This is a genomic window from Vibrio sp. 1F169 (genome assembly GCF_041439605.1).
Classification (GTDB): domain Bacteria; phylum Pseudomonadota; class Gammaproteobacteria; order Enterobacterales; family Vibrionaceae; genus Vibrio; species Vibrio tasmaniensis_A.
In genome coordinates, this window is sequence record NZ_JBGOOI010000089.1 from 1 (window position 1) to 14,408 (window position 14,408).

The window sequence follows — 14,408 nt, forward strand, 5'->3', positions numbered from 1 at the left end:
GTGTCCCGTCCTGAAATGTGTTTACACATTGAGGACGAATTATGACTACTTCAAAGCGGAAGATTACTCGTTGGTTAAACATCGGTGTTTGGCGTTAAGGCAAAAAAAAGCAGAGCTTAATCGCTCTGCTTTGATCTCTAAATGAATATGCTTTGGGAATAGTACAATCAGTTCGCTTATTTAGCGACGTTACCTGCCACGTTTAGCGCATCCCATGTACGTGAAAAAGGCGGGGCATAACAGAAATCCATGTAGCCTAGTTGTTGAGTAGTCATCTTGGCTGTGATCGCTACGGCCAGTGCATTGATGCGGCCAACGGCTCCTTTCTTACCTACTATCTCACCACCTAGCAGGACCTTCGTTTCTGGGTGATAAACCAGCTTTACCTTGATGTCTTCTTGACCAGGGTAGTAATCGGTTTGGTTCTTATCTGAAATGGTCGATACTTTCACATCCAAGTTATGTTCTTTCGCTAGAAGTTCATTTACGCCAGTACACGCCAGCTCGTAATCGAGTACTTTCAAACAAGACGAACCTAAGAAGCCTGACATATAGGTATCTTTACCTGCTAGCTTGTCAGCCATCATACGCGCTTGCTTATTGGCTGTTGTTGCTAGAGGAACATAAACGGGTTTGCCTAGTGCCATATGATGGACAACGGCACAGTCACCTACTGCGTGGATGTAAGCATCTTCAGTGGCACCATATTCATTCACCAACAACGCGCCATTTTGAGCCTTTGGTAATTCGAATGCTTCCGTGTTTGGTTTGAAGCCGAGTGACAGGATCACGATATCAGCTTCTACATTGCCATTATCGGTTTCTACGATGTAACCACCTTGCTCGGCATCGCGAATCGCAGACACGCTGCAACCTGTTTTAAGGTCAGCGCCGGATTCTCGAATTGCACCTTCGACAACTTCAATGATCTCTGGGCTGAACTGACGGCTCATGATGTGTTGTTCACGTTCGATAATCGTCACGTGCTTATCTAAGCCATGTGCCGCATCAAAGACTTCCAGCCCGATAAAGCCTGCACCGATGACACACACGCGTTGTTTGTTATCGTCTTTAAGCGCTTCTTTGACTGCTAAGCCATCTTCCATACTTGTTAGTGTGTATACGTGTTCTGGATTGAATTCACCGAATGGTGGAACGATTGGTCGTGCACCTGTTGCAATGACCAACATATCGTAATCGATGACGCTTTCTTCATTTTGGTGACGCACCGTAATTTGCTTTTCAGTGCGGTCGAACGACACCATTTCTGTGTCTACACGAACATCTAAACCTGATTTGATGGCTTGTTCTGGTGTACGGGAGATCATCCGTTCGGTGTCATCAAACATGCCGCCTGCAAAGTAAGGTAGGCCACAGGCTCCGAAAGAGATGTAGCTACGCTTATCTAAAACGATGACTTCGTCTGATGGTTGATTACGTTTGTATTTTGCTGCGAAACTCATACCCGCGGCGCTACCGCCTATAACAACAACTTTCATATTTACTACCTAAATAACCTGAACTCAGGAAAAACAGAAGAGCACTCACGTGGAGTGCTCTTAATTAAGTTTGAGAATTATACTGCTGCTTCTTTTGATACTGTCGCTGTAACGCCAGCGTCGTATTGTTCAGTATCCAGTGAGCCATTCTTCTTCGCTGTAAGAACGCCTGACAACATAGAGCCAGAGATGTTCAGCGCGGTACGAGCCATGTCAATTAGCGCTTCGATAGACACTAGAATCGCGACTACTGTGATGTCTAGACCCATGATGGTCAGTACCGCTACTGCTGCGAACGTTGCACCGCCACCAACACCCGCGATACCGAATGAAGCAATTGCGATAACAGCGATCAGTTGTAGGATAAAGCTCAAGTCTACAGGCATGCCCATGACCTGTGCCGCCATGATTGCTAGCATTGCTGGGTAGATACCGGCACAACCGTTTTGACCGATACTGGTACCGAATGTCGCTGACATGTTTGCTGTTTCTTCGTCTACACCTAGGCGCTGAGTTTGTGTTTCAACGTTTAGTGGAATAGCTGCCATGCTTGAACGAGACCCGAAACCGAACACGAGTACTGGCCAGATTTTCTTCATGAACTTGGCAGGAGAAAGGCCGAACATTGACACCATCACGAAGTGGATGCCGAACATAACGCCAATTGCTACGTAGCTTGCTAGAAGGAAGCGGCCCATTTCTGCTAGTGCGAACAGGTCGTTGGTCATCATGAACGTAGTCATCAGAGCGAATACACCGTAAGGCGTTAGCTTCAGAATTTCACGTACCATTGAAAGCACCACTTCTTTTGCAGAGTTGATGAAATCAACGAAGTTTTGCACTTTCTCTGGCTTACGGTTTTTCACTTGAAGGATGCAGTAACCAAGGAACATACCGAACAGTACAGTTGATAACGTAGAAGTACGTTGAGACCCCGTTAGCATGTCAAAGATGTTGGTTGGAATGATAGACAGAGCCATACCAGACAGACCACTACTCGCCATTGCATCTTGTGTTGCTACCAGTGAATCACCGCGAGCTTCAATCGCGCTGTTTGTGCCGATTGTGCTTACTAGCGCGTTCGCATCGATACCAAATAGGTAAATACTTGCGATACCAACGGCTGCTGAGATTGCACAAGTGAAAAGTAGAATACCGATGATTTTTGGTGCGATTCGAGATAGCGCACCACCGCCTTCGACGTTCATGATCGAAGAGATCATCGCCACGAATACCAGTGGGATAACGAGCATTTGTAGAAGTTTGATGTAGCCTTTACCGAATACGGAAATCAGTTCAGCAAAGCCAGATGTCGCAACGTTGCCGACACCGAAAACAAGTTGAATTGCGCCACCGAACAACAAGCCAGCAGCAAGCGCACTCAGTACGCGGAAGTTAAAACTTTTCTTTTGCTTTTTGAAGTTCGACAGCAGTGCGTAGAACCCAAAGAACAGTACGCTTAATGCGATAAATGAAACGCTCATGAGAATCTCCTATGATACCCATTAATACCTAAATCGGTTATTTTTTGTATGCGATGGCTTCAACTTCAACCAGTGCGTCTTTTGGTAGTCGTGCTGCTTCAACACAAGAGCGAGCAGGTGCATTCTCAGTCCCAAACACCTCGGTATACACTTCATTAAAGGCAACGAAGTTCTCCATGTCTGATAGGAAGCAGGTAGTCTTCAATACTGTGTCTAAGCCAGCCCCGCTTACTTCTAAAACAGCCTTCAAATTCTCAAGAGATTGACGAGCCTGCTCTTTGATGCCGCCCTCGACAAACTTCATGGTTTCTGGAACGAGAGGTAATTGGCCTGATGTATAAACCATGTCGCCGTAAGACGTACCTTGTGAGTAAGGGCCGATAGCTGCAGGTGCTTGTTCAGTGGCAATGATCTGTTTCACGATGTAACTCCTAAATTATTGGTTTTATTCTGATTTAAATTCACGGATAAACTTGTAAACCGCCTGACGGCTGATCCCAAGCTGCTCTGATACTTGTGTAGTCGTCTCTTTTAGCTCAAATACGCCGTTATCAAATAAGCAACGGATGATGGCTTTATTACGACCTTTGAAGGAAACCGACTCGTCTTGGTCAACCTCGTTAATGGCTGAACTCAATGCTTGTTGAATGACGTCGTTTGCATTGTTGCTGAATGTCTCGCTTACAATTGTTTGCGGCACATTGCACTGCGGCATCAACGTTTTGACGATTTCTGGGAATGGGAAAGATAAGTTCATGTTGATACACAGCATGCCGATAGGTTTTTGCTGTGGACCAGCCAGCACACAGGTGGTTGATTTCAGTAGGGACCCATCTGCTGCGTTGGTGAAATAGCTCTTCGGAGAAACTTCGCCAGTTTTCTCGAACGTGCTCCACATGCGTAAACCTAAATCGGTGATCGGTGAACCAATTTCACGACCCGTATGATGACCATTGACGATCTTCACGACTGAGTTTTCTAAGCTTTCAAATGAATGGATGACCACTTCGCAGTAAGGACCAATCAAATCGGCGATAGTGTCTGCTAAGCGGAAGTAATTGCTTAAGCATTCTCTGTCTTCATCGGTGAATCGAACTTGTTTTACATTCATGATTTCGGTTTACATTTTTGAACTCAATGACTGGAATCTACTCCTTTGGTGGTACTCCAACAAGATGCGGTAAACTTCTGTAAACCTGAAGTGAACGTTCAAAACATCAACAAATCGTAAGGTTTAGACCTATATCACGAGCGGAATTTGAACAAGATCACTAAAGATAGCCAAATGAGGTTTAATTTCTTAAACCGCATCAAGGTTTACATATTTAAAACCAAAGGTTGCATTTTTGAACCCTTTGATGATCTAGGACAAGTTATAAGGAAAGGCAAAAAGTCGGATTGATTGGTATTGTAAATGCATGGCAATCAAGAATTTACCTTGCGAATGTGGTGGTGAGTAAAGATAGGTGGTTAATTGAAAATGAGGTTGTATTAGAGAGTTAAATTCACAAAAAACAGCTTTTTAATAGGATGCAAGCTAGGATTTAGATCCTAAAAAAGCAGCTGAAGTTGCTGCTTTATTTATTTTGGAGTGTTCTGTTTGATTATTCGCTTGGCAGTTTAAGCTCGACTTGCTTTAGCGCGCGCTGATACATGAACCATGCACAGGTGCCGGCAAGCACATTACCTGCCATTGCGCCCCAGAATAGGCCTTCAATACCCGCAAGCTGAGAGCCAACCCACAAGCAAGGTAAGAAGAAGGCGAACAGGCGCAGCGCTGAAATCGTCAAGGCGGCGTAGGACTTGCCCAGAGCGTTAGATACGGAAACCATTAGCATACAAATTCCCAATGGCCCTAAGCTGATAGGCACGATCAGTAGGTGATAGTTCAAAATCGTTGAGACTTCTTTTTCACTGGTCATTAGGCTTGCCAGTCCGCCTGAGAATAACCAAGTCACCAGTGCAATCACCAATTGGAAACCCAATACGAACATCACCGCAATCTTAACGAGCTTGCGTATGTTACCTAGGTTGTTTTCTCCCAACATGCGGCCAATCATCGGAGGCATCGACATCGTTAGTGCTAGCACAGCGACAATCGAGAAGAATTCAAAACGTGAACCTAGCGCCCAAGCTGCAACGGCAGCGGTGCCATAGCCAGCAAGCAGTTTAGTCGCAAACATGGATGAAACGGGTGGCAGCAATTGACTGATCATCGCAGGCCCCATGATGTTACCAATGGAGCGAACACTCTTGCTGATGTCGAGGTCGTGCCAGTCGAAGGTCATCCAATGCTTCTTGGTGACCTTTGGTGCAACGATAAAGATACCCGCACCGAACGCCAAGATGGTCGCAATGGCGGCTCCATTGATGCCCATGTCGAGTGTAAAGATGAAAATCGGGTCCAATATCAAGTTGATGATACTGGTCGCGATCATCATTGAACCGGGCAGCATGGTATTACCATTGGCACGACACACACTGTAGAAAAAGTAGAGCAGTGCACCTGTCCAAGAGCTGGCTAGCCAATAGATCCAATAAGAATCAATGATCGGTAATACTGTCGGTGGCGCATCCAACAATTGTAAAATTGGCCCTCGCAGCAGATAGATGATGACGGAGAAAAGCGCGACACTCACGCTGCCCATCGCAATCACTAATCCACCAAGCTGCTTAGCGTAGCGCGTTTCATTCGCGCCAATGGCTCTCGCGATTACCGCGGTTGTCGCGATACCTAACCCGACCTGAATACCGATGATGATCATCTGTATTGGAAGCGTGAAACCTTGAACAGCGAGCGGCAGTACGCCCAGTTGGCCAATAAAAGCACTGTCGACAAGCTGGAAGCTCATTAGAGAAAGCACCCCAAACAGCATTGGCCACGTCATTGTATAGAGTTGTCGGCCAAGAGAAGGCGAGGGAGTTGCGGTAGTAGAATTCATAACGCTCTTATCGGTCTTGAAGTTAGGTTTGTATTGGTGACAAACCTCTCAATGAAGAATTGTGTAAAGGATAACGTAAGGTCAGCGCGATACCAATGTTTGTTATGCTACGCAGGTTATCTTTGTTGGCTTTCGGTGAACAAAAAAGCCAGTCGCGATGACTGGCTTTGTTATATCTACTTTCTGTTGTATCTACTTGTTGGCGATAAGCGTTACTTATTCGCAACGTTACCCAGTTTCAACCAAGTATCGATAACCGTATCTGGGTTCAACGAAACAGAGCTGATGCCTTGTTCCATCAACCATTCAGCTAGGTCGTCATGGTCAGATGGGCCTTGGCCACAAATGCCCACGTATTTACCGGCTTTCGCCGCTGCATCGATTGCCATTTTCAGCATCGCTTTCACCGCTGGGTTACGCTCGTCGAATAAGTGCGCAACGTCACCTGAATCTCGGTCTAGGCCAAGTGTCAGCTGTGTCATGTCGTTTGAACCGATAGAGAAGCCATCGAAGTACTTCAAGAATTCCTCAGCCAAAATCGCATTGGATGGTAGCTCACACATCATGATGACTTTCAGACCTTGGTCGCCACGACGAAGGTTAAATTTAGCCAGAATGTCGATAACCGATGCTGCTTCACTAGGAGTGCGCACGAATGGAATCATGATTTCAACGTTCTTCAGTCCCATCTCGTTACGTACACGTTTTAGCGCTTGAGTTTCAAGCTCGAAACAGTCTTCAAATACTGGAGATATGTAACGAGATGCACCACGGAAGCCTAGCATTGGGTTCTCTTCATGTGGTTCAAATGTTTTACCGCCAACAAGGTTGCTGTATTCGTTCGACTTGAAGTCAGACATACGTACGATCACACGCTTAGGCCAGAATGCAGAAGCGATAGTCGCGATGCCTTCTGTTAGCTTGCTTACGTAGAAATCGATAGGATCTTTGTAGCCACGAATACGCTGGTTGATTTCAGCTTTGATCTCATCCGTTTGCTCATCGAAGTTCAACAGAGCTTTAGGGTGAATACCAATCATCTTGTTGATGATGAATTCAAGACGAGCAAGTCCAACACCTTCGTTCGGGATTTGAGCGAAGTCGAAGGCACGATCTGGGTTACCCACGTTCATCATTACTTTAGTTGGCAGCATTGGTAGCTCATCAACCTCAGAACGTTTGATTTCAAAGTCGAGTTCGCCGTTGTAAACGTAGCCTGTTTCGCCTTCTGAACATGACACTGTTACGGTGTCGCCATCATTCAGGCTGCTTGTCGCTGTACCACAGCCAACGATTGCTGGAATACCTAGCTCACGAGCGATGATTGCTGCGTGACAAGTACGGCCACCACGGTTAGTCACAATCGCAGACGCTTTCTTCATCACAGGTTCCCAGTCTGGGTCTGTCATGTCTGTTACCAGTACGTCGCCTTCTTGAACCAGTGACATTTGGTCTAGAGAGTCAACTAAGCGAACAGGGCCAGAGCCGATACGCTGACCGATAGCTCGGCCTTCAACCAAGACATCAGCCTTGTTGTTTAGCTCGTAACGCTCGATAACGTTTTGGTCGCTCTGAGAACATACGGTTTCAGGACGCGCTTGAACGATGTAAAGCTTGCCGTCGATGCCATCTTTCGCCCACTCAATGTCCATCGGACGTTGGTAGTGCTTCTCGATGATCATTGCTTGTTTTGCTAATTCTTTGATCTCTTCATCGTTCAATGAGAACTCGTTACGCTCTTGAGTATCTGTGTCGATGATATCAACTTGCTTGCCGATCTCTTGGTTGGTTGAGTAGATCATCTTGATCAACTTAGAACCAAACGTCTTTTTGACAACTGGGTAGTGGCCTGCTTCTAGCATTGGCTTATGAACGTAGAACTCATCTGGGTTCACCGCGCCTTGCACGACCATTTCGCCTAGTCCCCAAGAAGAGGTGATGAATACCACTTGGTCGAAGCCTGATTCAGTATCAAGCGTGAACATCACACCTGAAGAAGCTTTGTCTGAGCGAACCATGCGCTGGATGCCCGCAGACAATGAAATGCCACGGTGATCAAAGCCTTGGTGTACTCGGTAAGAGATGGCGCGGTCGTTAAACAGTGAAGCGAACACGTGTTTCGTTGCTTCGATAACCGCATCGATACCTTTCACGTTAAGGAAGGTTTCTTGTTGGCCTGCAAAAGAAGCATCTGGAAGGTCTTCAGCTGTTGCCGATGAGCGAACCGCAACAGACAATTCTTCGTTGCCTTCAATCAGTTCGCGGTAGTTATCACGGATATCTTGCTCTAGTGATTCTGGGAAGGGTGCGTCTAGAACCCATTGTCGAATCGTTGCACCTGTCTTACGCAGTGCGTCAACATCTTCAACATCAAGTTCATCAAGGAGTTGGTGTATGCGCTCATCAAGACCTTTGTAGTCAAGAAAGTTGTTAAACGCATAAGAGGTGGTAGCAAAACCATTAGGTACTGATACGCCAGCGTTGGCTAGGTTAGAAACCATCTCACCAAGTGAAGCATTCTTACCGCCGACTTTGTCGACATCTTCCATGGAAAGGCCGTTGAACCATAGGGTGTTATTTTGCATTTATTTCTCCAGAAACATAGCAAGCATTGTAGGGATTTAAAGGCAAACGATTACGTATCAGTTTAAAAAAATGTAAATTATTTTCTAAAGCTGTGGGGGACGTAATAGTCAGCAGGGTTTCGTTATATATATTATGGTTCCCATCCTACTCAAAATAATTTTAAACATTAAATAAAAAATGCAAATTGATATCCAAAGTCGTGATGTATTCTATGTTTCTGATGGAACGGCCATAACATGTGAGACTTTAGGGCATGTTGTTCTAGGTCAATTCCCATTCGAAGCTAATGAAAAAACCTTCCCGTTTGTCGAAAGTGAAGACAAACTTTCTGATTTATTGAAAGAGATCGAGATTTCATATCGAGCAACAGGCCATGAACCTTTGGTCTTTTTCTCGATTGTGATACCGGAGATAAAACTGAAGCTGTTAGATGCGCCTGCGCATTGTTATGACGTGTTAGAGAGTATCGTGCAGAAAGTGCAAGATGATACGAAAATGGCGCCTAAGCCGAAGCTGCAGCGTTCTCGTAGCGTCAATAAAGACTCGGATAAATACTTCGACCGTATTGCTGCTATCGAATACACGTTAGCGCACGACGACGGCATTACTTTAAAAGGCTTGGAAGAGGCAGACATTATCTTGTTGGGAGTCTCTCGCAGCGGTAAAACGCCAACGAGCTTGTACATGGCAATGCAGTTTGGTTTACGCGTCGCAAACTATCCGTTTATCCATGATGATATTGCTCGCTTAAGGTTGCTACCGGAATTTGAGATATATCGTCATAAGCTGTTTGGTTTGACGATTGATGCGGAAAGGCTGACCGAGATCCGTGAAAATCGATTAGCAGGCAGTGAGTACGCAAGTGACTCTCAATGTTTGTATGAGCTGCAAACGGTAGAAGGTTTGTTCAGACGTGAAGCCATTCCATACATCAACACCTCGTCACTGTCTGTTGAAGAGATTTCGACACGAATCATGGAACGTACAGGTTTGCGACGCCGACTTCTTTGATCTTTCGTTTGTGATCTAGCGATCTTGCTGCTTTATTCGAGGTGGCAATTTCATCAGCGTCCCTGAAAATAACAACCTATTTCTGATAAAGCCGTAAACGTAAAACCCAAGTTAAGTGTATTTTAATAAAAAGCCCCGGCCATAAGGCTGGGGCTAATAATCAAATATTACTGTTCAACCGACTTAACCAAAAAATGATCTATAGTTAAGTTCTCACCTGGTTCAATCAATTTAAACTCTACTTTCACTAAATCGCCTTTTGCTTTAAATGCGTTTAGAGTAAGTTTCAAAGCCTGATCAGTTGCGTCTACATTGTGAGCCACTTGTCGGCCATCAATAAATACATCAAAAGGCTTTTGCCCTTTTTCTATTACTGCTTCAATTGTGTAGCTATCGCTCTCTGTCGCATAGAATGCGCTTTGAATACTTCCATCATTTAGCCATTTTGTTTCATTGAAATCAACGTTGCTGGCGCGCCAGTAAGAATAAAATGCATGCAAGTTATCAATATCGTTTTGTGTTTCCGGCGTCCATTTGATAGCGTCAAAATCAATTGGCTCGGCATAGCTAAAGCCATGCTCTTTCATCGTCTTGTGAATGAATGGTAAACGCACGATCACATCATCAAACGTATCAGTCCAGCCGCCGATTTCACTGGTGCTATACTGCAAACCAATCTCACCGATTAAGTAAAGTTCACCGTCTTTTTCAATGGTGATGCCTGAACCTGAATCACCATGAATAGTAAGCCAGTTTAAGTCCGTCTTTTCTAATGTACGGAAATCATATGAATATTCAGCAAGCCAGCGATCTTCATATTCACTGTGCATTACCTGTTTAGTTCCGCCGTTTCTGTGGTTGTAATTGCCGTAACCAATTTGATTAACCTGGTAAACTTTCGAGTAATCAAACATCCCCTCTTTAGGTAGTTTTGCTGGCTCGATTTCTGTGATCGGCGTATCTAGTCGAACAAGGGCGAAATCACCAAAACCGCGATCATTTTTATACGGGAAATTGTATTCTCCAAATTGACCCGCCGGATTAGTGCTCGCAACCTTGTGCGTTATCTGCTGATAAACGCCGTTTTCGTCTTTCTCGTATGAATAACAGGTCACAGTGTTTTGATACCCGTCAGATTTCGAGCCGCTTACATGGCTTGCAGTGATGACCCAAAACGGGTCAATTAGCGTTGCTGAACCTGCATTCATCTTACAAGCAAAATCAAACTTTGTTTGCAATGCAAATTCTTTGTGTTGTTGAACTGATCGATCAAGCCGGGTCAAACCAGCGTTTGCAGAAAATGAGGCTAAAACCGCTGTTGCAACTAATAGCTTTTTCATTATTTCACCTCACTTAAATTGATTGCTTCTAGCGCATGGTAAGGGTCGTTATCTTTCCAGCTGAATTGATCGTTCTTTGCTTTATATGTGATTGTTAGCTCATCTGTTGTCGTATTAGTTGAAAACTCGACACTGTTCTTTGTCGTTGATATGTGCGATGGGTAGTAGTTTGTAATGGTTACACAGTCATTTTTCAAACATGCTGTGAACTCTGACATAGCAAGCCAGTTATGTGTATACAGATCTAGCTTGAATTCTCCAGCTTTGCCGGGCTTTACGGTAAACTCAAAGCCACCTCCATGCTTGACGAGAATGGCATGATTTGATTCGCCCAGAAAATCTCTAGAGCTGCCACTGTTCCATAAGTATTCATTGCCGTGAGCTGGTTTTTGAGCTTGGAATTCAAACTCACCAAATGTTTTTACATCGCTAATAAGGTTTGTTTTTGGCTTTGATTGTGAACGGTTTTCACCGTACCAAAAAGCCCAATCTATGCCGTTTAAATCAACGGTATCAACATATCTAAATTCACTATCATTCTCTGTTTTGTATCCGTGAAATTTTGATGTGACTAAAAGCGTTTCGCTTTGTTCTGTAGAAATATTGGAAAGTGTTTCTGTTTCTGATGCAATTGATCCGGCGGAAATCAAAGCAAGTGATAAAAGTTTAAGCCTCATTGTTAGTTCCTTTTATATAAAGTCACTGAACTATATGTGGTAATTATGAGACAAATGTAAGCGGTTTGTAAGTGTCTATTTTTATTGAATAAAGGTCAAAAAGAGCGCCATGATGTCGTGATGGGAATTTGACGTTCTATATATCTAAGACAATTTTGATTCATCCCATTCAAACCGTTTCTCAGCTTCTTGAGTTCTGATTCATGCTACTTTCCAATTTTCTGCTTGGGCATTGTCCGCTTTATTTAGGACGGGTCAGAAATCAATTTGAAACATAAATAAAAACCGAAGCACTAGGCTTCGGTTTTTAGTCTATTTAAGCAGCCCGACACCAAGCTCCTTGCTTTTGCGTTCCATCCAGTGATCAAGTTCCGGTGGCCATTCAATACTTGGTTCGACACAGAAACCGCGAAGCATTGAGAAATAAAGAGCTTGATCAATCAAAGGTAGCGATGATTCACCATTCTCTAGCTCCAATAGAAGCTCTGCATCTTTCAGCAATGGGTTAATCAGTTGAACGTATTGTGGGGTCTTTTCTAAGAGCTCTTCAAAATTAAAGCCTTCGGTCTCTTTACTAACACGCCAAGCTTCTTTTGCTCCAGCCGAACGATATTCAGCCAAGTCGAGGTTCCACCAACGTGGGCGTCCGATCTGTTGAGTAAGAGGGAAAGATCGGCTTTGGAAAAGAGTAGCCTGCTCTGAAGGTTCACGTTGCTCATCATTTGATTTCAAATCCATGAAATAAGCAATGATGTCTAGGCTTTCGGCCATAATAGAACCATCGTCTTTCTGTAAGACGGGCACCATTTTTTTACCGATCAGATCGATAAGGGTTTGGGCATCATCATAATCCACAGAAACAAGTTCGATGTTCAAGCCGAGAGATTGAGCAATGTAGGCAACTCTTGCACAGAAAGGGCAGTGGTCGTAAATGTAAAGCTTCATAGCTTCCCTCATTCATGGTCATTACAAGCATAAGATAATGCTAATGTACCAGAAACTCTTACGAATACTAAGCACAATAAATGCCAAGTTCCAGTAAACGCTTAGCACTAATAAACAGCATGCACTACCAGACAATAAGTATTTAGTGTAGATACTCTTTACTGAATTCTATTGTCCGTTGGATTGGACTTTATGGTAATGAGTAAATTAGTGGGGAAGCTGGTGGGTAAATCACGGGCACAAAAAAGGCTCTGGCTGCTCACTCTAATGCAGAAGAATGAAGTCAGCCAAAGCCTCAATTTTGTTACCTTTAGCAGAGTGACGACTAAAAGAGCGGAGCGGTTAACTATGCTTTTTTAAGGTCTTTTGCAGGGTAAGTAAGCGTCATTATTGCGCCTTCTACTGTTGTAACATGAACGTAGCCACCACCAGCACTTAGGCCAATTACTACCATTTCACCTAGCTCAACACCTTTTGTTGCAACAACGCGATCATCAACTGAAAACACTTTACACACCTTCAATAAAATAAATAAATACGACAGATATCGAACGCGGATTTAAACAGATGGTATCCCAATCAACTAATCCGGTTATTTGTCGTAAAGATTAAATTTAGTTATGCATAAATCGGCATTTCTTAAAAATCAGTTGGTTAACATGCTTGGGGTGTTATTTGTCGGCGGGATAAACGACACCAACTTGTTGACGCATATCTGTAATTAACTTGGCAACGGTTAAAGCACGTAGTTTGGCTTGAGCTTGTGTACTTTTGTCACCAGCAATGCAGTTTGCAAAGGCTTGGGCCTCGTAACTCATGGAGTTTTCTCTTTGTGCTTGAGTAAGGTTTTCTACCGTGCCATCACGATAGCGAATCTTAACGTCGGTGCATTCTGCAATGTGATCGATGATGATCGATCCCTGTTCGCCTTGGATCTCGCTTGGTACGTAAGAGTCGCTGACTTTAGAGTGCGCAAGGGTTACATCAAATTCTGGATACTGGAAGATCGCACAGCCATGCGCATCCACACCTGAGTCAAGTAGCTTTGCCGAAGCCTGTGCATTCTCAGGTTCACCAAACAGAGCAACAGTCGCGGCTACGCAGTAGAAGCCAATATCGACTAATGAACCATTAGAGAAAGCTGGGTTGAAGGTGTTTGGGTTCTCGCCGTTTAGGTATTTCTGGTAACGCGATGAATATTGACAGTAGTTGATGTGCGCTTTATGCACTTTGCCTATCTTTTTTAAGCCGAGTTGAACTTGCTCAAAGTTCGGTAGATACTGAGATTTATACGCCTCAAACAGCACCACACCGTTCTTCTGAGCGACCTCAAACATGTGTGTTGCTTCTTCAATATTCGATGCGACAGGCTTCTCACAGATGACATGCTTGCCGTGTTCCATCATCAAGATAGATTGCTCGCAGTGCAGTGAGTTTGGTGAAGCGATGTACACGGCTTCAACTGTGTTGTCATTTGCCAATGCGTCGAGTGAGTCATACGTCGTTTCAACGTTAAATTCTTGGGCGAACTGTGCCGCGCTGGCCAGATTTCGTGAATAAACAGCAGCCAACTGCATTGATTGTGACTCATGAGCAGCTTGAACAAATTTCTTTGTAATCCAATTGGTTCCAATTACAGCGAACTTAATCATAAGGTATCCAATAGTTAGTATATTAATTCTATGAAGATAGTAGCACTCAATGGCTAGCATTGTTTCTGAGATTTGCGGAACAATTCTCCAAGATCTTTAGCCTGATATTAATATTAACTCGTCTATACCTGAGCTTTGTAGAGCATCATAATAAAGTCTTTTGTTGTGTTGTTTCTGAGGTGGGAGGTGCAGGTTAGTTTCAGTGAACGATTGTATTTGATCCGCACCAGAAGTTTTGGACACTGAGTTAAGTGAGTACAATCACTAACGAG

12 protein-coding genes are annotated in these 14,408 nt (G+C 44.1%); 1 reads left to right on the forward strand and 11 read right to left on the reverse strand.

Annotated elements, in window-relative coordinates:
- Nucleotides 1-176 precede the first annotated feature (176 nt).
- The 6 genes from ACED53_RS20920 to ppsA form a co-directional block, all read right to left on the reverse strand.
- Nucleotides 177-1,499, reverse strand: a complete 1,323-nt coding sequence (locus ACED53_RS20920) for a CoA-disulfide reductase (protein WP_017101766.1) — start codon at nucleotides 1,497-1,499, stop codon at nucleotides 177-179.
- A 77-nt stretch (nucleotides 1,500-1,576) separates the two neighbouring features.
- Entirely contained in the window at nucleotides 1,577-2,983 is a 1,407-nt protein-coding gene (locus tag ACED53_RS20925; RefSeq protein ID WP_102579791.1) for a cation:dicarboxylate symporter family transporter, read from the reverse strand.
- Between the two features lie 37 nt (nucleotides 2,984-3,020).
- Nucleotides 3,021-3,404, reverse strand: coding sequence for a RidA family protein (locus ACED53_RS20930; RefSeq protein WP_017101764.1), 384 nt, complete (start codon nucleotides 3,402-3,404; stop codon nucleotides 3,021-3,023).
- A 24-nt stretch (nucleotides 3,405-3,428) separates the two neighbouring features.
- Nucleotides 3,429-4,094, reverse strand: coding sequence for a transcriptional regulator (locus tag ACED53_RS20935; protein WP_017101763.1), 666 nt, complete (start codon nucleotides 4,092-4,094; stop codon nucleotides 3,429-3,431).
- Between the two features lie 493 nt (nucleotides 4,095-4,587).
- Complete coding sequence (locus ACED53_RS20940) at nucleotides 4,588-5,925, reverse strand: MATE family efflux transporter (protein WP_017101761.1); 1,338 nt, start codon at nucleotides 5,923-5,925, stop codon at nucleotides 4,588-4,590.
- Between the two features lie 212 nt (nucleotides 5,926-6,137).
- Nucleotides 6,138-8,510 (reverse strand): phosphoenolpyruvate synthase, encoded by a 2,373-nt coding sequence (ppsA, locus tag ACED53_RS20945; RefSeq protein ID WP_017101760.1) that lies wholly within the window; start codon nucleotides 8,508-8,510, stop codon nucleotides 6,138-6,140.
- Nucleotides 8,511-8,688: 178 nt separating this feature from the next.
- Here ppsA and ACED53_RS20950 point away from each other — a divergent pair, with 178 nt between their 5' ends.
- Nucleotides 8,689-9,522 carry a pyruvate, water dikinase regulatory protein gene (locus ACED53_RS20950; protein WP_017101759.1) on the forward strand — a complete coding sequence of 278 codons (834 nt, stop codon included), beginning with the start codon at nucleotides 8,689-8,691 and terminating at the stop codon, nucleotides 9,520-9,522.
- A 167-nt stretch (nucleotides 9,523-9,689) separates the two neighbouring features.
- Here ACED53_RS20950 and ACED53_RS20955 read toward each other — a convergent pair whose 3' ends face one another.
- The 5 genes from ACED53_RS20955 to ACED53_RS20975 all read right to left on the reverse strand — a co-directional run bounded on the left by ACED53_RS20955 (nucleotide 9,690) and on the right by ACED53_RS20975 (nucleotide 14,136).
- The gene (locus tag ACED53_RS20955) at nucleotides 9,690-10,862 is read right to left on the reverse strand and encodes a trypsin-like serine protease (RefSeq protein ID WP_017101758.1); all 1,173 of its coding nucleotides are present in this window, start codon (nucleotides 10,860-10,862) and stop codon (nucleotides 9,690-9,692) included.
- A complete protein-coding gene (locus tag ACED53_RS20960; RefSeq protein ID WP_017101757.1) occupies nucleotides 10,862-11,539 on the reverse strand; it encodes a hypothetical protein in 678 nt (225 codons plus the stop codon). Before ACED53_RS20960 ends, ACED53_RS20955 begins: the two co-directional genes overlap by 1 nt.
- 312 nt (nucleotides 11,540-11,851) lie before the next feature.
- Nucleotides 11,852-12,484: a glutaredoxin 2 gene (gene grxB, locus ACED53_RS20965; RefSeq protein WP_017101756.1), complete on the reverse strand. Its 633-nt coding sequence runs from the start codon at nucleotides 12,482-12,484 to the stop codon at nucleotides 11,852-11,854.
- 346 nt (nucleotides 12,485-12,830) lie between these two features.
- Nucleotides 12,831-12,992, reverse strand: a complete 162-nt coding sequence (locus ACED53_RS20970) for a hypothetical protein (protein WP_009846296.1) — start codon at nucleotides 12,990-12,992, stop codon at nucleotides 12,831-12,833.
- 163 nt (nucleotides 12,993-13,155) lie between these two features.
- Entirely contained in the window at nucleotides 13,156-14,136 is a 981-nt protein-coding gene (locus ACED53_RS20975) for a Gfo/Idh/MocA family protein (RefSeq protein ID WP_017101754.1), read from the reverse strand.
- Nucleotides 14,137-14,408 lie beyond the last annotated feature (272 nt).